This window comes from Streptomyces sp. NPDC058045, from assembly GCF_042885635.1.
Taxonomy (GTDB): domain Bacteria; phylum Actinomycetota; class Actinomycetes; order Streptomycetales; family Streptomycetaceae; genus Streptomyces.
The window spans coordinates 92,371-112,822 of record NZ_JBHVRR010000002.1 but is presented as its reverse complement, the minus strand read 5'-3'; the positions used below and the strand labels follow the sequence as shown (position 1 = coordinate 112,822).

At 69.0% G+C, this 20,452-nt stretch carries 15 protein-coding genes and 3 tRNA genes; 12 read left to right on the top strand and 6 right to left on the bottom strand.

Features of this window, described 5'->3' with window-relative positions; translation table 11 throughout:
- The first annotated feature begins 55 nt into the window (after positions 1-55).
- The 4 genes from ACFVST_RS02155 (at position 56) to ACFVST_RS02140 (ending at position 6,165) form a co-directional block, all read left to right on the top strand.
- Positions 56-1,468 carry a deoxyguanosinetriphosphate triphosphohydrolase gene (locus ACFVST_RS02155; protein ID WP_390145960.1) on the top strand — a complete coding sequence of 471 codons (1,413 nt, stop codon included), beginning with the start codon at positions 56-58 and terminating at the stop codon, positions 1,466-1,468.
- A gap of 231 nt (positions 1,469-1,699) precedes the next feature.
- Complete coding sequence (locus tag ACFVST_RS02150) at positions 1,700-2,962, top strand: NAD(P)/FAD-dependent oxidoreductase (RefSeq protein WP_390145958.1); 1,263 nt, start codon at positions 1,700-1,702, stop codon at positions 2,960-2,962.
- A gap of 45 nt (positions 2,963-3,007) precedes the next feature.
- Positions 3,008-4,903: a DNA primase gene (dnaG, locus tag ACFVST_RS02145; protein ID WP_390145956.1), complete on the top strand. Its 1,896-nt coding sequence runs from the start codon at positions 3,008-3,010 to the stop codon at positions 4,901-4,903.
- Positions 4,904-4,998: 95 nt separating this feature from the next.
- Positions 4,999-6,165 carry a sigma-70 family RNA polymerase sigma factor gene (locus ACFVST_RS02140; protein WP_390145954.1) on the top strand — a complete coding sequence of 389 codons (1,167 nt, stop codon included), beginning with the start codon at positions 4,999-5,001 and terminating at the stop codon, positions 6,163-6,165.
- A 121-nt stretch (positions 6,166-6,286) separates the two neighbouring features.
- Here ACFVST_RS02140 and ACFVST_RS02135 read toward each other — a convergent pair whose 3' ends face one another.
- The 4 genes from ACFVST_RS02135 to ACFVST_RS02120 form a co-directional block, all read right to left on the bottom strand.
- Entirely contained in the window at positions 6,287-8,215 is a 1,929-nt protein-coding gene (locus tag ACFVST_RS02135) for an ABC transporter ATP-binding protein (protein ID WP_390145952.1), read from the bottom strand.
- Positions 8,215-9,948: an ABC transporter ATP-binding protein gene (locus ACFVST_RS02130; protein WP_390145951.1), complete on the bottom strand. Its 1,734-nt coding sequence runs from the start codon at positions 9,946-9,948 to the stop codon at positions 8,215-8,217. Before ACFVST_RS02130 ends, ACFVST_RS02135 begins: the two co-directional genes overlap by 1 nt.
- Positions 9,949-10,129: 181 nt before the next feature.
- Positions 10,130-11,578 (bottom strand): FGGY-family carbohydrate kinase, encoded by a 1,449-nt coding sequence (locus ACFVST_RS02125; protein ID WP_390145949.1) that lies wholly within the window; start codon positions 11,576-11,578, stop codon positions 10,130-10,132.
- Between the two features lie 115 nt (positions 11,579-11,693).
- Complete coding sequence (locus ACFVST_RS02120; RefSeq protein ID WP_390146275.1) at positions 11,694-11,993, bottom strand: YtxH domain-containing protein; 300 nt, start codon at positions 11,991-11,993, stop codon at positions 11,694-11,696.
- Between the two features lie 146 nt (positions 11,994-12,139).
- Here ACFVST_RS02120 and ACFVST_RS02115 point away from each other — a divergent pair.
- The 3 genes from ACFVST_RS02115 (at position 12,140) to ACFVST_RS02105 (ending at position 12,530) form a co-directional block, all read left to right on the top strand.
- Positions 12,140-12,212: transfer RNA gene (locus tag ACFVST_RS02115), tRNA-Asn, on the top strand.
- Positions 12,213-12,217: 5 nt separating this feature from the next.
- A tRNA-Asn gene (locus ACFVST_RS02110) sits at positions 12,218-12,290 on the top strand.
- A gap of 166 nt (positions 12,291-12,456) precedes the next feature.
- Positions 12,457-12,530, top strand: a tRNA-Ile gene (locus ACFVST_RS02105).
- 152 nt (positions 12,531-12,682) lie between these two features.
- On the opposite strand, the gene ACFVST_RS02100 is transcribed toward ACFVST_RS02105, so the two are convergent.
- Complete coding sequence (locus ACFVST_RS02100; RefSeq protein ID WP_390145947.1) at positions 12,683-14,569, bottom strand: tyrosine-type recombinase/integrase; 1,887 nt, start codon at positions 14,567-14,569, stop codon at positions 12,683-12,685.
- A gap of 536 nt (positions 14,570-15,105) precedes the next feature.
- Between ACFVST_RS02100 and ACFVST_RS02095 the strand changes: the two genes are divergently transcribed.
- On the top strand, positions 15,106-16,038 hold the full coding sequence (locus tag ACFVST_RS02095) for a recombinase family protein (RefSeq protein WP_390145945.1): 933 nt from the start codon (positions 15,106-15,108) through the stop codon (positions 16,036-16,038).
- Positions 16,039-16,056: 18 nt separating this feature from the next.
- On the opposite strand, the gene ACFVST_RS02090 is transcribed toward ACFVST_RS02095, so the two are convergent.
- A complete protein-coding gene (locus ACFVST_RS02090) occupies positions 16,057-16,839 on the bottom strand; it encodes a hypothetical protein (RefSeq protein ID WP_390145944.1) in 783 nt (260 codons plus the stop codon).
- A gap of 776 nt (positions 16,840-17,615) precedes the next feature.
- Between ACFVST_RS02090 and ACFVST_RS02085 the strand changes: the two genes are divergently transcribed.
- The 4 genes from ACFVST_RS02085 to ACFVST_RS02070 all read left to right on the top strand — a co-directional run bounded on the left by ACFVST_RS02085 (position 17,616) and on the right by ACFVST_RS02070 (position 20,353).
- Complete coding sequence (locus tag ACFVST_RS02085) at positions 17,616-17,783, top strand: hypothetical protein (protein ID WP_390145942.1); 168 nt, start codon at positions 17,616-17,618, stop codon at positions 17,781-17,783.
- Positions 17,784-18,208: 425 nt separating this feature from the next.
- Entirely contained in the window at positions 18,209-19,285 is a 1,077-nt protein-coding gene (locus ACFVST_RS02080; protein ID WP_390145940.1) for a ParB/RepB/Spo0J family partition protein, read from the top strand.
- 188 nt (positions 19,286-19,473) lie between these two features.
- The gene (locus ACFVST_RS02075; protein ID WP_390145938.1) at positions 19,474-19,791 is read left to right on the top strand and encodes a hypothetical protein; all 318 of its coding nucleotides are present in this window, start codon (positions 19,474-19,476) and stop codon (positions 19,789-19,791) included.
- Positions 19,792-19,996: 205 nt separating this feature from the next.
- Complete coding sequence (locus ACFVST_RS02070) at positions 19,997-20,353, top strand: hypothetical protein (RefSeq protein WP_390145936.1); 357 nt, start codon at positions 19,997-19,999, stop codon at positions 20,351-20,353.
- The last annotated feature ends 99 nt before the right edge of the window (positions 20,354-20,452 follow it).

Below are 20,452 nucleotides of genomic sequence, written 5' to 3'. Positions count from 1 at the left end.
TGCCCCCAGAAGCCCGTCCCGTCCCGTTGTCACCGGCTGCGGTTACTGTCGGTGCATGGCAGGCAATGAGGGAAGCCCCGGTTCCGAGTGTGCGGAAGGCGGGGGAGACGGGCAGGGCGGATACGACGCGGCCGCGCTGGAGCGCTGGGCGCCGGAGCCGGACAAGCGGCCCGGCCGTACCGCGTTCCAGCGGGACCGCGCCCGGGTCCTGCACTCCGCCGCGCTGCGCAGGCTCGCCGGAAAGACGCAGGTCGTCACGCCCGGTACGCCGCCGGGCGCCGGCCAGGGCTGGGATCCGAGCCCGCGTACCCGCCTCACCCACTCCCTGGAGTGCGCCCAGGTCGGCCGGGAGCTGGGGGCGGCCCTCGGCTGCGATCCGGATCTGGTGGAGGCGGCCTGCCTGGCGCACGATCTCGGCCACCCGCCCTTCGGGCACAACGGCGAGCAGGCGCTGAACGAGATCGCGGCGGACTGCGGCGGTTTCGAGGGCAACGCCCAGTCCCTGCGGCTGCTCACCCGTATCGAGCCCAAGCGCTTCGTCCCGGCCGACATGCTGCCCGCCTCCCCGCTGCCGGACTCTCCGCTGCCCGGGACCGGTGACGGCCTGGTCGCCGTCGGGCTCAACCTCACCCGGGCCGCGCTCGACGCCGCCACCAAGTACCCCTGGCCGCGCGGCCGCCACCCCGCCGACCCGGGCTCACCCAAGTTCGGTGCGTACGACGACGACCGGCCCGTCTTCGACTGGATCCGCGCCGCCGCCCCGCCCGGCGCCATCTGCTTCGAGGCCCAGGTCATGGACTGGTCCGACGATGTGGCGTACTCGGTGCACGATGTGGAGGACGGGCTGCACGCCGGGCACATCGATCCGGCGCTGCTGCACTCCGGGCCGGAGCGCGCCGAGGTCTTCGAGGTGGCCGCCGCCCGGTACGCGCCCGCCGGCACCGACCCGGCCGAGCTGGCCGAGGCGCTGGACCGGCTGCTCGACCAGCCCTGGTGGCCGCACGGATACGACGGTTCCGCGATGGCGCAGGCCCGGCTCAAGGACGCCACCAGCCAGCTCATCGGCCGCTTCTGCCTGGCCGCGGAGAGCGCCACCAGAGCCCGCTTCGACGGTGAGCCGGGCGGCCCCGGCGCCGGCCCCCGCCGCCTCACCCGGTATGCCGCCGAGCTGGTGGTGCCCCGCGCCGCGCGCCTGGAGTGCGCCGTCCTCAAGGCGGTCGCCGACCGGTATGTGATGCAGCGCGCCGAGCAGGAGCGGCTCCGGGCCGACCAGCGGATCGTCGTCGCCGAGCTGGCCGAGGCGCTCACCGCACGCGCCCCGCACGGCCTCGACCCGCAGTTCCGCGCCCTGTTCGCGGCCGCCGACGACGACCGGGCCCGCAAGCGTGTGGTGGTCGACCAGATCGCGTCCCTCACCGACGCCTCCGCCCGCGCCCTGCACGCCCGCCTCACCCACGGCACCCCATGAGCCCCCGCCCGCGCCAAGCGGTCCCCGACGCACGGGGGTGTGAGGCGGGTGGCCTGATCGGGCCACTCCCCCTTCCCGCAGCCCGCCGTGTGCGGGACGCTCGCATAGGACACCAGGGCGGACGCACCGCGGACGGCAGGGTCCGAGGCGGACACCCCCAGGACGGCAGAGCTGAGTACACCCGGGCCGCGGCAGCCACCGCGGTACCCGGACCCGGCGAGGAGGCTTCAAGTGGTCGACGCGGATCAGACGTTCGTCATCGTCGGAGGTGGGCTGGCCGGTGCCAAAGCCGCCGAGACGCTGCGCTCCGAGGGCTTCACCGGCCGGGTGATCCTCATCTGCGACGAACGCGACCACCCCTACGAGCGGCCGCCGCTCTCCAAGGGCTACCTCCTCGGCAAGGAGGAACGCGACAGTGTCTTCGTCCATGAACCGGCCTGGTACGCGGGCGCCGAGGTGGAGCTGCACCTCGGGCAGGTCGCCGACGGCATCGACCGCGCCGAGCGGACGGTGCGCCTCGGCGACGGCACCCTCGTCCGCTACGACAAGCTGCTGCTGGCCACCGGCGCCGAGCCCCGCCGTCTCGACATCCCCGGCACCGACCTGGCCGGAGTCCACCATCTGCGCCGCCTCGCGCACGCCGAGCGGCTCCGCGGCGTCCTCGCCTCCCTCGGCCGGGACAACGGCCATCTGGTGATCGCCGGCGCCGGCTGGATCGGTCTCGAAGTGGCCGCCGCCGCCCGGGAGTACGGCGCCGAGGTCACCGTGGTCGAGCCCGCGCCCGGCCCGCTGCACACCGTGCTCGGCCCCGAGGTGGGCCAGATCTTCACCGACCTGCACGCCGAGCGCGGCGTCCGCTTCCACTTCGGCGCCCGGCTCACCGAGATCATCGGGCAGGACGGCCTGGTCCTCGCCGCCCGTACCGACGACGGTGAGGAGCACCCGGCGCACGATGTGCTGGCCGCGATCGGCGCCGCCCCGCGCACCGCGCTCGCCGAGGCCGCGGGCCTGGAGATGGTGGACCGCTCGGCGGGCGGCGGTATCGCCGTCGACGCCTCGCTGCGCACCTCCGATCCGGACATCTATGCCACCGGGGACGTGGCCTCCGTCCAGCACCCCCTCTTCGGCACCCGGCTCCGCGTCGAGCACTGGGCGAACGCGCTGAACGGCGGCCCCGCCGCGGCCCGCGCCATGCTCGGCCACGAGGTCGCCTACGACCGGGTGCCGTACTTCTTCTCCGACCAGTACGACCTCGGTATGGAGTTCTCCGGCTGGGCGCCGCCCGGCTCGTACGACCAGGTGGTGCTGCGGGGGGACGCGGGCAAGCGGGAGTTCATCGCGTTCTGGCTCTCCGAGGGGCGGGTGCTGGCCGGGATGAACGTCAATGTGTGGGATGTCACCGAACCGATCCAGGACCTGGTCCGCAGCGGTACCCCGGTGGACCCCGAGGCGCTGGGCGACCCGTCCGTCCCGCTCACCGACCTGGTGCCCTGACCCGCGGCCGTCCGGACTGTCGGTGCGCGGCCGTAGAATCGGCGCGTGGCCGGAAGGATCAACGACGACGATGTGAAGGCGGTACGGGACGCGGTCCCGATCGACGCCGTCGTCTCCGAGTATCTCCAGTTGCGCAACGCGGGCGGCGGGAATCTGAAGGGCCTCTGCCCCTTCCATGACGAGAAGTCGCCGTCCTTCCAGGTCAGTCCGAGCAAGGGTCTCTTCCACTGCTTCGGCTGCCAGGAGGGCGGCGACACCATCACCTTCGTGATGAAGGTGGACCACCTCTCCTTCTCCGAGGCCGTGGAGCGGCTCGCCGCCGGCGCCGGCATCACCCTCCGCTACGAGCAGGGCGGCTACAACCCGAGCCATCAGCGCGGCGAACGCATCCGCCTGGTCGAGGCCCACCAGATCGCCGCCGCCTACTACATCGAGCAGCTCGACAGCTCCCCGGAGGCCGAGATCGGGCGGGCCTTCCTCGCCGAGCGCGGCTTCGACCAGGCCGCCGCCGGCCACTTCGGCGTCGGCTACAGCCCGGCCGGCTGGGACCACCTCACCCGCTACCTCCGCGGCAAGGGCTTCACCGACAAGGAGTTGCTGACCTCCGGCCTCGCCCAGGAGGGCCGCCGCGGCCCCATCGACCGCTTCCGCGGCCGCCTGATGTGGCCGATCCGCGACATCGCCGGCGAGGTCGTCGGCTTCGGCGCCCGCCGCCTGCGCGAGGACGACAACGGCCCCAAGTACCTCAACACCCCCGAGACCCCGATCTACCGCAAGTCCCAGGTCCTGTACGGGATCGACCTGGCCAAGAAGGAGATCGCCAAGTCCAGCCGGGCCGTCGTGGTCGAGGGCTACACCGACGTCATGGCCTGCCATCTGGCCGGAGTCACCACCGCCATCGCCACCTGCGGCACCGCCTTCGGCGGCGAGCACATCAAGATCCTCCGCCGGCTGCTGATGGACAACGGCTCGGCCCGCGTCATCTTCACCTTCGACGGGGACGCCGCCGGCCAGAAGGCGGCCCTGCGTGCCTTCGAGGACGACCAGAAGTTCGCCGCCGAGACGTACATCGCCATCGCGCCCGACGGTATGGACCCGTGCGAGCTGCGGCTCGCCAAGGGCGAGGACGCCGTCCGCGAACTGGTCCAACCCCGCACCCCGCTCTTCGAGTTCGCCCTCCGCCAGATCGTCGCCCGCTACGACCTGGACACTCCCGCGGGCCGCGCCGCCGCCCTGGACGAGGCCGCGCCCGTGGTCGCCCGGATCAAGAACAGCGCCTCCCAGCACGAGGTGGCGGTCCAGCTCGCCGGGCTCCTCGGCATCCTCGACACGCAGTTCGTGGTGAAGCGGGTCGGGCAGCTCGCCCGCTGGGCCCGGGACCGCGGCGGCCGCGGCCCCGCCCCCACCCCGCGCCAGACCCCCGCCGCACCCCCCGCCCAGACCCCCCGCGGCCCCGCGCTGAACCTCCGCAGCCCCGCCCACCGCACCGAACGCGAACTGCTCAAACTCGCCCTGCAATTCCCCCAGTTGGTCTCCCCGGCCTTCGACGCGTACGGCGCCGACGAGTTCACCGCCCCGCCGTACACCGCGGTCAAGCTGGCCATCGAGGAGTCGGGCGGCGCCGAGCCCGGCGTGGAGGACCCGGCGGCCTATGTGGTGCGGGTCCGCGAGACCGCGCCCGACGACACCGCCCGCGCCATGGTCACCGAACTGATCGTGGAGCCCATCCTGCGCAGAACCGTCGACGAGGTGTACGCCGGGGAGCAGCTCGTCGCCGTCCGGCTGCGCGCGGTCGACCGCCGCGTCCGCGACGTCCAGTCCACCCTCACCCGCCTCGCCGCCGGCGGCGACCCGGCCCAACTGGCCGCCGTACAGAACGAGTTGTGGATCCTCCAGCAGTACGCCCAGGCCCTGCGGGTACAGGGCGCCGCCGCCCTCTGAGCGGCGCGGTGCCGCAGGCGGCTTTGCCCGGCCGGGGGTTTACCGCAGGGCGACGGCGCGGAAGCAAAAAGTGGCAGCACGCCCCTCGTGCCGCAATGTGTCGTGCCCCACACTGGGGGCGGTGCCACCGCCGCCGCGATCACCCTGGAGGTCGCCCCGTGCATACCAGGACCCCGCTCCCCACCGACCGCCCCACGGACCCCGACCCCGCGGCCGACCTGCTCACGGCGGTGCCCCCGCAGCGGCGTCCGGTACCCCTGCCCGAGCCGGAGCCCGCCGCCCAACTCGCCCCCGGTGAACCGCAGTCGGGCACCGAACCACCCGCCGCGCCCGCCCGCGGGGACAGTGGCGGACCCACCTCCGACCTCTTCCGCCAGTATCTGCGGGAGATCGGGCGGATACCGCTGCTCACCGCGGCGGAGGAGGTCGAGCTGGCACGCCGGGTCGAGGCCGGGCTGTTCGCCGAGGAGCGCCTCACCCTCGCCACCGGCCTGGAGGAGCAACTCGCCCTGGACCTGGACCGCTTGGTGGTGATGGGCCGGATGGCCAAACGCCGCCTCATCGAGGCCAATCTGCGCCTGGTGGTCTCCGTCGCCAAACGCTACGCGGGGCGCGGCCTGACCATGCTCGACCTGGTCCAGGAGGGCAATCTCGGCCTCATCCGGGCGGTGGAGAAGTTCGACTACGCCCGCGGCTACAAGTTCTCCACCTATGCCACCTGGTGGATCCGCCAGGCCATGTCCCGCGCCCTCGCCGACCAGGCCCGCACCATCCGGGTCCCGGTGCATGTGGTCGAGCTGATCAACCGGGTCGTCCGGGTCCAGCGCCGCCTGCTCCAGGAACGCGGCTGCGAACCCACCCCGCAGGAGGTCGCCGCACAACTCGACCTGCCGCCCGAGCGCGTCAGCGAGGTACTGCGGCTCGCCCAGGAACCGGTCTCGCTGCACGCGCCCGTCGGCGAAGAGGACGAGGTGGCGCTGGGCGACCTCATCGAGGACGGCGACGCGGCCTCCCCGGTGGAGTCCGCGTCCTTCCTCCTGCTGCGCGAACACCTGGAGGCCGTCCTCACCACCCTCGGCGAACGCGAACGCAAGGTCGTCCAACTCCGCTACGGACTGGTCGACGGCCGCCCGCGCACCCTGGAGGAGATCGGCCGCATCTTCGGCGTCACCCGCGAACGCATCCGCCAGATCGAATCCAAAACCCTCACCAAACTCCGCGACCACACCTTCGCCGACCAACTCCGCGGCTACCTGGACTAGCCAACCCACCCCTTTCCCAGTGGCCCCAGGGGCGCGGGGAACTGCGCAAACCCCAGCCCCCGCGCCCCGCACCCTGAAAGGAACCCGCACCCCGAAGGGAACCCGCGCCCCCGGGACGGGATCAGTCCACCTCCGCCACCGCCTGCGCGAACTGCGCCGCGTAGAGCCGCGCATACGCCCCCTCCGCCAGCAGCAGCGACTCATGCGTGCCCTGCTCCACGATCGCCCCGTTCTCCATCACCAGGATCGTGTCCGCGTCCCGGATCGTCGACAGCCGGTGCGCGATCACGAACGAGGTCCGCCCGTAGGCGAGTTGGGCCATCCCCTGCTGGATGAGCAGTTCGGTACGGGTGTCGACGGAGCTGGTCGCCTCGTCCAGGACCAGGATCACCGGGTCGGAGAGGAAGGCGCGGGCGATGGTGATGAGCTGCTTCTCACCGGAGCTGACCCCGCTGCCCTCGTCGTCGATCACGGTGTCGTAGCCGTCCGGCAGGGTGCGGATGAAGCGGTCCGCGTGCGCCGCCCGGGCCGCTTCCTCGACCTGCTCCCGGCTCACCTCCCCGGACGCCCCGTACGCGATGTTCTCCGCGATGGTGCCGCCGAAGAGCCAGGTGTCCTGGAGCACCATCCCTATACCGGAGCGGAGTTCGTCCCGGCTCATCTTGGAGACGTCCACCCCGTCCAGGGTGATGCTGCCGCCGGTCACCTCGTAGAACCGCATCAGCAGGTTGACCAGGGTGGTCTTGCCGGCGCCGGTCGGGCCGACGATGGCGACGGTGTGGCCCGGCTCCACGGTGAGCGACAGGTCCTCGATGAGCGGCTTGTCGGGCTCGTAGCGGAAGGAGACATGGTCGAGTTCGACCCGGCCGAGCAGGACGTCGGGCTTCTCGCCGGGCACCGGGTCCGGCTGCTGCTCCTCGGCGTCGAGGAGCTCGAAGATGCGCTCGGCGGAGGCCACACCGGACTGCACCAGATTCGCCATCGAGGCGACCTGCGTCAGCGGCATCGAGAACTGCCGCGAGTACTGGATGAACGCCTGCACATCGCCGATGGACAGCGCCCCGGACGCCACCCGCAGACCGCCGACGACGGCCACCAGCACATAGTTGAGGTTGGACACGAACATCATCAGCGGCTGCATGATGCCGCTGTTGAACTGGGCGCGGAAACCGGCCTCGTACAGCGCCTCGTTCTGCTCGGCGAACCGCTCGGCGGACTCCTTCTGCCGGCCGAAGACCTTCACCAGGGTGTGCCCGGTGTACATCTCCTCGACATGCGCGTTGAGTTCGCCGGTGGACTTCCACTGCTGGACGAACTGCGGCTGCGACCGCTTGCCGACCCGCGCGGCGACCACGAACGACAGCGGCACCGTCACCAGCGCCACCAGCGCCAGCAGCCACGACACCCAGAACATCATCACCAGCACACCGACGACCGTCAGCAGCGAGTTGACCAACTGCCCCATGGTCTGCTGAAGGGTCTGCCCCAGATTGTCCAGGTCGTTGGTGGCCCGGCTCAGCACCTCACCACGCTGCCGCTTGTCGAAGTACGACAGCGGCAGCCGCGACAGCTTGTCCTGCACCTCGCCGCGCAGCCGCATCACGGTCAGGTTGATCGCCCGCGTCGACAGCCGGGTGGACACCGCCATCAGCAGGCCCGCCCCGAGGAACGTGCCCAGCGCCAGCAGCAGCACGGAGCCGACCGCGCCGAAGTCGATGCCGTGGCCCGGGGTGAAGTCCATCCCGGAGAGCATGTCCGCGACGCCCTTGTCGCCGCGCTGCCGCAGGCCCTCGATGGCCTGCTCCTTGGTGAGCCCGGCCGGCAGCTTCCGGCCGATGATCCCGGAGAACACCAGGTCGGTCGCCCGCCCGAGGATCTTCGGGCCGACCACCGACAGAGCCACGCTGAGCACACCCGCGCAGAGCATGGCGATCATGGTGGGCTTCTCCGGCCGGAACTGCCCGAGCAGGCGCTTGCCCGAGCCCTTGAAGTCCATGGAACGCTGATCGGGGCCGCCGCCCGCCATCATCCGCCCGCCTGGCCCCGCCATCAGGCCGCCTCCGCTTCCGTCAGCTGGGAGAGCACGATCTCCCGGTAGGTGTCGTTGCCGGCCATCAACTCGCGGTGGGTGCCGGTGCCGACGACCCGCCCCTCGTCCAGGACGATGATGCGGTGCGCGTCGCGGATGGTGGACACCCGCTGCGCCACGATCACCACCGTGGCCTCCGCGGTCTCCTCGGCGAGCGCGGCCCGCAGCGCGGCGTCCGTCGCGTAGTCCAGCGCCGAGAACGAGTCGTCGAAGAGGTAGATCTCGGGCCGCTGCACCAGCGTCCGGGCGATGGCGAGACGCTGCCGCTGGCCGCCGGAGACATTGGTGCCGCCCTGTGCGATGGGCGAGTCGAGACCGTTCTCCAGCTCCCGCACGAACCCCTTGGCCTGGGCGACCTCCAGGGCGTGCCACAACTCCTCGTCGGTGGCGTCCGGATTGCCGTAGCGCAGATTGGTCGCCACGGTGCCGGCGAAGAGATACGGCTTCTGCGGGACCATCCCCACCGTCCGGGACAGCAGCTCCGGCTCCACCGTCCGTACGTCCGTGCCGTTCACCAGGACCTCGCCGCCGGTGGCGTCGAACAGCCGCGGCACCAGCCCCAGCAGGGTGGACTTGCCGCTGCCGGTCGAGCCGATGACCGCGGTCGTCTCCCCGGGCCTGGCCACCAGATCCACCGACCTCAGCACCGGCTCCTCGGCGCCCGGATACCGGAACCCGGCGCCGCGCAGCTCCAGATGGCCGTGCGCGCGCAGCACCGTCACCGGCGCCTTCGGCGGCACCACACTGCTGTCCGTGGACAGCACCTCCTGGATGCGCTCGGCACAGACCTCGGCCCGCGGCACCATCATGAACATGAAGGTGGCCATCATCACGGACATCACGATCTGCATCAGATACGCGAGGAACGCGGTGAGCGCGCCGATCTCCATCCCGCCGCTGTCGATCCGGTGCGCACCGAACCAGACCACGGCGATGGACGACAGATTCACCACCGTCATCACCAGCGGGAACATCAGCGCCAGCAGCCGCCCGGTGCCCAACGACACCTCGGTCAACTGCTCGTTGGCCCCGTGGAACCGCTCCTTCTCGTACTCGTCGCGGACGAAGGCGCGGATCACGCGGTTACCGGTGATCTGCTCGCGCAGTACCCGGTTCACCGTGTCCAACCGCACCTGCATCTTGCGGAAGAGGGGCCGCAGCCGGCGCACGATCAGGCTGACGCAGATACCGAGCACCGGCACCACCGCCAGCAGCACCCCGGACAGCGGCACATCCTGACCCAGCGCCATCACGACACCGCCGACGCACATGATCGGCGCCGACACCATCAACGTGAACGACATCAGCACCAGCATCTGCACCTGCTGGACGTCGTTGGTGGTCCGGGTGATCAACGACGGGGCGCCGAAGTGACCCATTTCACGCGCCGAGAAGGCCTGGACCCGGTCGAAGACGGCGGCCCGCACATCCCGCCCGAGGGCGGCGGCGGTCCGCGCCCCGAAGAAGACGGCACCGATGTTGCACACCATCTGCACGACGGTGATGACGATCATCACTCCGCCGTACTCCAGGATGTAGCCGGTGTCGCCCTTCACCACACCGTTGTCGATGATGTCGGCGTTGAGCGTCGGCAGATAGAGAGAGGCTGAGGTCTGCAGCAACTGCAGCAGCACCAGCAGGACGATGGGTTTGCGGTACGGGCCCAGGTGGGCCCGTAGAAGTCGTATGAGCACGCTCGGGTCTCTCGGGATCGGTGATGGCTCTCGGCGGGACTGCGGAGGTTTGCGAGGGTTCGCGGCACAGCGGTGCAACACCCCCTATCGTCGAACACTCCACCCGCGTTACCTCAAGCCAATTAATCCGTCAGGGCGCATTCCGCTTACCCCGCCGGGTCACCGCTCCCGTGAGCGGCGGTCAGTCCGCGGCTGGCGGGAAAGCGTTCGGATGGAGCTGGTCCCGTACCGCCGTGTACTGCTGGCGCACCGCACGGCCCACCGGCAGTTCCTCGCCCGGCTCGAAGACCTGGGAGGCCGCCCCCTGCCAGGCCGGTGGGGCGTCCGCGCCCAGCGTGCCCCGCGCGACACCCAGCGCCCACGCCGCCTGCCGGGCCGCACCCAGCGCCGCGTAGTCCGCCGGCTGCACCACCACGACCTGCACCCCCAGCAGCGAGGGCGCCGCCGCCCGCACCGCCGGCAGCTCCGCCGCGGCCCCCAGCAGGAACACCCGCCGCACCGCCACACCCCGCCCGCGCAGCACGTCCAGCGCGTCCGCGAGACCGCACAGCATCCCCTCGAACGCGGCCCGGGCCAGATGCTCCGGCTTCATCGACTCACGCCGCAGACCGCTCAACGTGCCCGCGGTGTGCGGCAGATGAGGAGTGCGCTCACCCTCCAGATACGGCAGCAGCACCAGCCCGTGCGCGCCCGGCGTCGACTTCTCCGCCAGCGCCGACAGGCCCTCCAGATCCACCCCGAGCAACTCCGCCGTCCCCCGCAGGGTCCGCACCGCGTTCGAGGTGTGCACCACCGGCAGATGCATCCCGGTCGCGTCCGCGAGCGAGGTGATCATGCCCGAGGAGTCGGCCAGCGCCTCATGGTGCACCGCCATCACCGAACCGGAGGCACCGAGCGACACCACCGCGTCCCCGGTGCCGATCCCCAGCCCGAACGCCGCCGCCATCGTCTCGTCCGTACCCGCCGAGATCAGCAGCCCCTCCGGCGTCGTCCCCGCGGACTGCGCCGGCCCCAGCACCTCCGGCAGCGCCACCTGACGCCCCAGCGCCAACTCCACCAGATCCGTCCGGTACGAGCCCGTCGCCACCGACCAGTAGCCGGTACCCGAGGCCGCACCCCGGTCCGTGGTGCGCTGCGGCGGGCGGCCCAGCAGCTGCCACACCAGCCAGTCGTGCGCCCCCAGCACCGACTCGACGCGCCGCGCCGCCTCCGGCTCGGTCCGCGCCAGCCACCGCAGCTTCGTCACCGCCTGCCCGGCCTGCGGTACACAGCCGACGGCCGCCGCCCACGCCTCCCGGCTCCCGAGCCGGTCCACCAGATCCGCGGCGGCCACCTGCGCCCGCTTGTCGTTGCCGACCAGCGCCGGGCGCACCGCGTTGCCCTGACCGTCCAGCGGCACCACGGCGTTCGGCTGCCCGCACACCCCGATCGCCTGCACGCCCTCCAGCATCCCGCCGGAAGCGGCCTCGCCCAGCGACAGCAGCCAGGCCTGCGGATCGATGTCGCCGACCCGGCCGGTCTCGCCCGGATGCGGCGCGAAGCCCTGTCTCAGCACGGCACCGGTCTCCGTGTCGCAGACCACGATGCGTGTGAACTCGGGCGAACTGTCCAGCCCCGCGACTATCCCCATGGCGAAAATTCTGCCGTACCGTGCGACCCGATCGGAACTCGCCGTCCCCGGACACGACTGTGCCGCCCCCGCGGTGGGAGGCGGCACGGTCTCGTTCCGGTGCGGGAACGGTGCGTCAGGTGTTGGAAGTGCCCCATTCGTCCTCGCCGGAGGAGCCCCGGTCGCGCAGCGAGCGCACCCGGTCCGCCACCGAATCCGGCATCCGGTCGCCGACCCGGTCGCTCACCGAGTGCAGCGCCCTCCCGGCCAGGTCCCGGCCCTGCTGCGCCGCGGACTCGGCCGTGTTGCGCACCGCCGGATTCTGTGCAACCCCCTGAGCGGCCCGCTTCAGCTTCTCGTAACGCTCGCGCCCGGCCCGCGCTCCCAGTACGAAACCCAGGGCCAGTCCGGCGACGAATGTGAGCCGGTAGCGCATGGTGGCCACCCTTCTTCTTGTAATCGGTGTCGATGACGGCGTATCGATTGGCGGAGCACCCCCCCGCTTGCGCTAATGTATGTGCTGCAGCGAGCGCGCGCCGCCCGGCGGATGCCCAGCGAGGTACGTTCGATGCACCGAGGCGATCCTCCGTAGCTCAATTGGCAGAGCAGCCGGCTGTTAACCGGCAGGTTACTGGTTCGAGTCCAGTCGGGGGAGCTCGATCCTCCGTAGCTCAATTGGCAGAGCAGCCGGCTGTTAACCGGCAGGTTACTGGTTCGAGTCCAGTCGGGGGAGCAGCCGAGAAGGACCCCACAGGGGTCCTTTTTCGTGTGCCGTGGAACCGCGCAGCCGCGGTCGATGTCCTCATGGTCGAGCGAAGCCGACCATCCGAGGCAGGAGATCGTATGAGCGGCTATGCTGCGGCAGACGGCGCGCACACCCGTACGCGGCACGCCGTAACGGGGCGGTAGCTCAGCCGGTTAGAGCAACGGACTCATAATCCGTCGGTCCTGGGTTCGAGTCCCAGCCGCCCCACCCTGCGGATCTTCCAGAGAGCCGTTCCTACCTGCGAAAACGTCAGAACGGGCGTCACCACTCCAGGGTGGTGACGTCCGTTCATCCGTTCAGACCAAGATCCAGGGGACACACAGGGGACACGGCGCCAAAACCAGGGAACCGAGGGGACGCTAGGTCGGCTTCGGGCGCCTGGTCTGGGCTCGGCGGCCCCTCCTCGACGCCGGCGGCAGCCCGGTCGGCAGGGCGAAGCCGGCCCGGCCCGGGGACTCGGAGCGGGCGACCGTGAAGCGGGTGAGCGAGAAGTTCGACTGCTGCTCCTCGGAATAGCGGTCGTTGAAGTTCTCCACTCGCACCAGCTCCAGGCTGTTCGTGGCGCAGTGGTCACGCACCCACTTCACTGCGGCGTTGGCGGCATCGCCCTGGCTTCGTCCGGTCAGCGTGATCATGCCGAGGAGGTCGGAGTCCGGCTTTCGCTGTGCTCCAACAGCCCAGGTGTCGCCTGACTGTCGTGCACCGTGAGCGAAGAACACGGCGACGTCGGCCTGCCAGGCCGTCTCGGGGATCTCCAGGGGCGTGCGTTCCGCGTAGGAGATGTCGCGGGGGACGACCGACATGACTGACTCGGCCTCAGCCCGCATCATCTCGGGCAGCACGCTGGTGTAGGTGTCGGAGGTGATCTGACGCGAGGAGTGGCCCAGCTTCTCCTGGACCACCTTGATGTCGTTCTTGGCGAGCAAGGAGAGGGTGGCGGCCAGGTGGCGGAGATCGTGGAGTCGGACGGGCGGTAGTCCGGACAGCTCTACGAGGCGGGTGAAGCGTCGGGATATCCAGTCTGGGTGCAACTCCTCTCCGTTCTCGTGCGTCCACACCCGGCCGCTCTCGACGTAGGCGTCGCCCCATTCCTGGCGCTTCTGCTCCTGCTTGGAGCGGAAGCTGACGAGGTTGTCGCCGGACTCCAGGCTCAGCGACAGGGTGCGGACGCTATCGGCCTTCGGTGCTTCGCCGTAGAGCTTGTACGCGACTTCGACAATCTGCTGGGAGACTCGCAGCCAGAGGGCATCGGTGCTGACCTCTGTCCAGGGCAGTGCGGCCATCTCGCCGCGTCGGGGGCCGAGGAAGATGAAGCTGTGCCACAGCTCGTAGAGCCAGTCGTCCTTGGCGAAGTCCAGGAACTGGCCGGTGAGTTCTGGTGTCCAGACCATGACGGGGCCGGGCTTCTCGCCGGTGCGCTTCCAGTGCTCGACGCGCTCTGGTGTCCAGACGAGCGGCTTGGGCCGGGTGACGGTCGGCAGTTCCACGAGCTGCGCCCAGTTCTTGGCGAACGCCTGCTCGCGCTTGATCCCCCAGGACAGAGCCGAGCTGAGGGTGTCGTTGATGCGGTGCATGGTGGCGGCGGAGGTGATCTTCCGAAGCCCCTTCTTGCCCTCGCGGAGCGCGGCGTTGGCGTTGAGGAAGGCTCGGCGGGTGGTACGGCGCTCCTCCCTCTTGGCGTAGCCCGCGGTCCTCACCCAGGCTTGGTGGGCGTCGTCGCGGTCCTTCTGGAGTTGATCGACGCACAGGCGGTGAAGGATGCGCTCGGCGTTCTCCCTCTCGATCGCGTCGTACATTTTGTCGAGGTGGCGGACCTTGAGGTCGCGGCGCTTGATGTGGCCGAGGTGAGGGATTAGGTAGTTGGCGATGTGTTCCTCGTAGCCGTGGATGGTGGTGCGGGCCAGCGACTTCTTGGCCTTGATCCACCGGACGAAGTAGTCGCCGCACTTCTCGTCGGAGAGCACGTCGGTGCCGGCGGACGCGGCGTCGTATAGCTCCTTGGCCTTCTTCTTGGCGTCGTCCAGCTTGGTGAAGCCGCCTCGGCGGACGCGCGCACGCTTGCCGCCTTCGCCGGGCTCGCCCTCGAAGTAGAAGTACCAAGTGCCGTGGTTCTTCCCGAGCTTGGGACAGGACAGTCCGATGTCTCCGACCTTGGGGGTGCCGTCGTCGTTGAAGAGAGGGTTGCCTTCCTTGTCCTTCAGCGCGCCCTTGCATTGGCAGCGTCGGTAGTAGCTCGGCTCGAACATCCTGTCCCCTGCTGTCGGCTTTGATCGGCTCACAGCCAGCCGGTGCCGTACGTATCCGTACGTGTCTGGTGTGATCTGATTTGATCTTGCTGGGGCTGTCGGACACTGCGGTAAAGTCGTTTACCAGTTGGCGCGGGGGAGACAGGCGACCAACGACATGACTGCTCAGGAACCGGGTGGACCGACCGGCGCGATGGGACTGGAGGAGCTGCTAGCTCTCCCGGCAACTGTGAACATCACGACGGCCGGTCGCGCGCTGGGTGTAGGGCGGGACAAGGCGTACGAACTGGTACGACGGGGCGCGTTCCCCGTCAGGACGCTGCCCTTGGGGGGCACGGTCCGGGTTCCGACTGCCGAACTCTGGAGGGTGCTGGGTGTTGAGCCTCGGGCGAAGGCGAGCCCGTGATCACGGGAATGTACGATTCCATGGTGTTCGTGGGTCTATCAGCAAGGTGACCTATCTTGCTGCTAAATTGGTACTTGTAGGGGGTCGGGTGGAGGGGTAGGAGATGCCAAGGCTTTACGGTTTTGAGGACATGGCGTATCAGCGCGTGCGCGAGGCGGAGGCGGAGGGCATCCGGGCCGCCGCGTCGCGGCGTCGGGAGCAACAGGGCTTTCCGGCGATCACGGCGTGGATGACCGAAGCGGGTTACGTCACCACGCTGGGTAACCCGTTCAAACCTGATGTGCTGGCCGGTGTGCTCCATCACCCGGCCATTGCCGGATTGAGGGAGACCGAGGACGGCGAACTCGTCGACAGTGGGGGTCCTCGGATTATCCCGGTTGAGGACTTCTTGGAGATCCGCGCCATGAAACGGGGCAACGATCCGGACAAGGAGCGCGCCGACCAGAGGGAGTATCTGCTCTCCGGTCCCATCAGTGTGTGCGGCCTGTGTGGAACCACGCTGGGAGCGTCCCCGTCGAATGCGGGGGCTCGCGGGCACCGTTGCCCTCCGAGTTCGGCGCAACATCCAGGCGGTTGTGGGAGAGTCCGCATCAACGCCGATCTGTACGAGAAATACGTTGGCGAACAGGTTATGGGCGAGCTGGCCAAGCCGGAGGTCGCGGAGCTGATCGGCCGTGCGCGTGAGGAACTGCTCCTCCAGGCGATGGACTTGGAGAAGCAGGTTGCTTCGGCTCGTCGTCGGCAGACGAAGCTGGGTGCGGACTACGCCACGGGATCGGGTATGTCGCTCGCTGCCTTCAAGGCGGCCGACAAGGAGTTGAGCAGCCTCATCCGGGAGAAGTCCACGCAGTCCCGGTTCCTGAAGCAGGTCAAGCACGTCCCTGTCGGCTCTGTCCCGGATCTCGTCCGCTGGTGGAAGCACGCCCCGCTGAAGGCGCGGAAGGGGTTGGTCGTCCTGCTGCTGGAGCAGATCGCCGTGTACCCGGCCGCGTCCAGGGGTTCGCGCACCGTGGACTCGGACCGGGTGGCCTTCACCTGGCGGCAGTGGGGTGCCGCCGAGTAGGAGTCGTACTGCGTCTAGCTAGAGGTTGACACCGCGGCGGAGCACAGCAGGTCGACGGTGGTTGCTGAGGACGGCCATCGACAGCCCGGCTGCAATGCCGAGGATGGACAACCCCTCAAGCGTGGGGCTGATGAGGTTGTCGAGTGGCAAAGGCCAGGTGTGGCCGTGCTCGAACGCGAGGACGTAGCCGCCGCGGCTTACCGCATACAACACCCCGAGCGCCGCCCCGGCTGCCGCCACGGCCAGGCCGGCACCGGCCGCGCGGCCCTGTCGCCAGACGGCGCGGGCGAGCTTGGCTGCGCGCATCGCCACCTCGGCCCCGGCGGTGGCGAAGAAGCCGAGGTACGTCAGCAGGTAGGTGCGCACCTCGTTGAACTCGGCGTACGACAGGTCCAGTTCCACGTCGAGCCGTGCGGGGTTGGTGTGGCGGAACTGCCAGATCAGCAGTCCGCACACCACGACGACGAAGCCGATGCGGCAGGCGATGTTGACGTCGTGCGGCAGTTCCCGGTATTCCCAGTCGATGATCATGACTTGGAGACTTGTGCAGAAGATCACGGCGGCGATGTGTGAGACGAGCGATGACAGTTCCACGGTCGTCGCGCCGTCCACGAGGTCGGCCACAGTGGGGATCGCAAGCACGGAGCTGAGGAAACTGCTGGCCAGCGCGAGGACGTGGGCACGGCGCGAGATGCGGAAGAGATCGCTGTTCTGTCTGCGCTGTGTGACGGCTCGATAGAGGGCGATGGCCGTACTCAGCAGGGTGAGTACGGAGCACAGGCCGAAGATCGGGCCGTCCAACGTCAGCGTCCTTCCAGGTAGTCCGCTGCTCGTTCAGCGGCGTCATGCAGGCTCCGGCGTCGTGGGCGCCCTTCGCGGGGCTGGTCAACGCCGGGGGGAGGCGGGGGGATCGTAGGGACGTCTTCGGACAGCCCTCGTTGGCGACGGACCTCTCGGAGCCTTGAGCTGATTGCAAGAATGTCCTGCATTTCAAGACCCTGCATCAAACGCAGGGCTTCGCGGGCTTCGGGTCTCGACGCGAACATGGTGAGCGCCGTCAGGTCGTCCCACTCGGGTCCCCGAAGGAGGAATGCTGCTGGGGCGCCGAGAGCGTCGGCCACTGAGCTGAGGGTAGTGGCTGTGGGGTTGCGACTCGACCCGTTAAACAGGCTGTTCACCTGACTGTGAGAAAGGCCGGGACCAGGTCCGTTGCGGGTGGTGTTGGAGATGTCCCGCGCACTGGGCGTGAAGCCGTCGCCGTCGCGGCGCAGCCTCAACAGGGCGAGGAGTTTCGCTCGGAGGCCCAGGGCCCGCCCGTCGTCGTGGGTGTCTGCCATGTCCGTCATCTCTGGCTGTGTCGTATGCTCCCGGCGGTGTGGCCGACCGGTAACAACCGCAAAGATTACACTACGTCGCCCAGGTTATAGGATTTGTCACACAGTTTCTCGGCGGAGTGACGACTGGTGAGCGGGCACTGGTTGTACCCCCGTGTGCCCGCCGTTGGTGGGTTGCCCCGAGGAGTCGCATCAGGGCGGGCGGAGCGGCGCGCACGCCGTGCACAGGAGGAAACCGCATTCATGTCCGAGGTTGACGAACGCCGGATCGCCGAGATCGCGAAGGAGGCGCCGCGAGTTCTGGGAGGCGCGGTGGGTGGAGCGGCGCAGGACGATGCTCGCCGGGCGGTCGAGGTGATGGCGCTCATGCGACGGGAGGGGCGAGGTGCTGGCGATGGCGAGCCCTGGTAAGGGTGGTGAGAGTGGCGGGAGTCTCGTTCTCAAAATAGATGACATTGTTGATGTGCTGCTGTACGTTCTTTCGCGTCGGGCGGGTACAGCAGCCGCAGGAACCCGTCTGGCGGCGTCGCGTGAGCGGCGTCCTGCCCTACTCCTCGCCGGGTGGCCGACCCCCCGCGCCCCGCCTGGCGAGGAGTCGGCCGTCCGGTGCGGTCGTCGGGGTGCGTGAGGGAAGTCGGCCCGTCGTGACCAGTTCGGTCGCGGCGGGCCCTCTCGCGTGTGCACGCGAATAAGAAATGGAAAAGGCGGGAAATTCTCCTTTCGAATTCACTTGAATTAAAAGAGTTCTGAACTTGCTTTGGCGGTATTTGCCATTAAGATATAAATGCAAGAACAAAGGGAAACACCCTAACGGAATTCATGGAGGGCGCGGGGAAATGGCCGACACCAACAAGATCGAGTTCATCAGCCTCAAGGTCGGCGAGATCGCTCCCAACCCGGAGCAGCCGAGGAAGTTCTTCTCGGAGGAGGCGCAGGAGGAACTGACCAGCAGCATCAAGGAGAACGGCCTCCTTCAGCCGGTCGTCGTTCGGCCGGTCGAGGGCGAGAAGGCTCCCTACATGCTGATCGCGGGCGAGCGGCGCTGGCGCTCCTGCCAGGCGGCCGGCCTGGAGGTCATCCCGGCCAAGGTGGTCGCGGGTGCCACCGAGGAAAAGGCGTACGTTCTCAGCATCGCTGAGAACGTCAACCGCGCGGACATGACGATCATGGAGGAGGCCGGTGCGTACGCCGACCTCACGGCCGCCGGTTGGGACCCGAAGAAGATCGCCAAGCAGTTCGGCAAGACCGAGACCCACATCACCTGGCGGCTGGGCTTGCTGACCCTGCGGCCCGAGGTGTCGGAGATGGTCGACGAGGGGAAGATCAAGTCCAACCTCGCCTGGCACATTGCGCAGCTCAACCCGGCAAACCAGATGGTTGCCGCCATGCGCTACGTGCGCGGCGACTTCGACAGCGAGGCGGACGCACAGCACTTCGCCAACGGCCTCAAGATGATGGAGAGCCAGACCTCCCTCGCCAACGAGAAGGCTCCGACGGCCGAGGAGCAGGAGAAGCGGACCAAGGCCAAGGTCAAGGCCAAGGACGGGCTCAGTAAGGCTGAAGAGGTCCTGATCCCGCTACTGGAGGAGCTGGCTGAGAAGAAGCCCGAGGACCTGGCCGTCATCCTCGGCGACGACCTCGCCCGCCACCTGCGGGTCGTCGGCCGCCTGTACGCCAAGGTCCAGATGGTGCGGAACCTGCTGAGCAAGGCGCAGGGCATCCAGCGGGCGCAGGTCGAGCAGTTCAACAAGGAGGCCGCCGAGGTCCAGCAGGAGGCGGCGGCCAAGAAGGCCGAGAAGCCTGAAGAGGCCACCAAGCCCGCAGCGGTCAAGCCGGCGGTGAAGAGGTCGACCGGCGCCAAGCCCGCCGCACGCCGGGCGCCCGCCAAGAAGGCCGCCCAAGCGGCGGAGTAGAGCAGAGGGGGCGCGTTGAGCCCGCGCCCTCCCCCTCCCCCGGAAGGGTGGAGAGGTGGGCGCAGTCGGAAGTCCCGGCTGCGCCCACTTTCATTCAAATTTCCTCTCGAATTCCATGTTCATGGAATTGAAAATGTCATAAGATATAAGTACGGAAAGAAATTTCTTACGGGATTGGAGATCTGGAGATGGCGGGAAACGGAAAGCTCTCCGTTGATTTCAATCAGGTCAGGTCGGAGTGCGTGGACTGGGGGTCCAAGTCGGACCATCCGGCGATCCGGCAGATCACGGACCACATCTCCTCCCTCATGGTGAAGGCGCGCGATCTCGTACCTGGTCCTGCGTCCGAAGTGATTGAGGAAGTCGAGGACACTACGGCCTCGGCGTATGCCAACGAGACCAACCGCATCATCCGGTTCACGGCCAACTGTGCGGACGGTCTGGTGGAGTTCGACCTCGTCGTTCAGATGGCAGCTCGGACTCCCTTCGTCTACACGCAGGAGTAACAGACTGGCCCGAGCCTGGGGGGCTCCTCCCCCGTGGGCCCGGCGCCCTCCGTGCCCCGCTCCCAGGCAGGGGCGGGGCCGGCAACTCCCCGGCCATCAGCAGCACACCATCACGGCCGGGGTGATCGGTAGTAAGGAAGGAAGCAGAGTGCTCACCTTGTTCACCAACCGGTTCCAAGCGCACCAGCCCCCGCAAGGGGTGCCGGTGCGCATCACCCTTGGCGGCGTCCGGTTCAAACTCCCCTACTCCCTCACCCACTCGGTGCGGGAGCTCGCGCCACGTCGGGACTATCTCAAGGCTCCCGAACCCGAGTTCGCGGCGGCGTTCCGGAGTGACCTCGACCGGCTTGGGCCCGAGCGGATCGCTGCGCGGCTCCGGCAGATCGCGGAGGCCGAAGGCGATCACCGCCTGGTCCTGCTCTGCTTCGAGGACCTGGCCAAGCCTGGCCTGTGGTGCCACCGCCGGATGTTCGCGGCGTGGTGGAAAGACCGCACCGGGGACGAGGTGCGGGAGCTGTCCCCAATGGAGGACGGCCACTACCAGCAGGGAACCTTGCTGTGAGCGTCGGAATCGCGCTCCGTAAATAGATGACATGATTCCAAGGGGCTGCGTGCTCCTGGTGTAGGTTCCAGTCCAGCGCCCGGCCCGGCATCCCGCCGA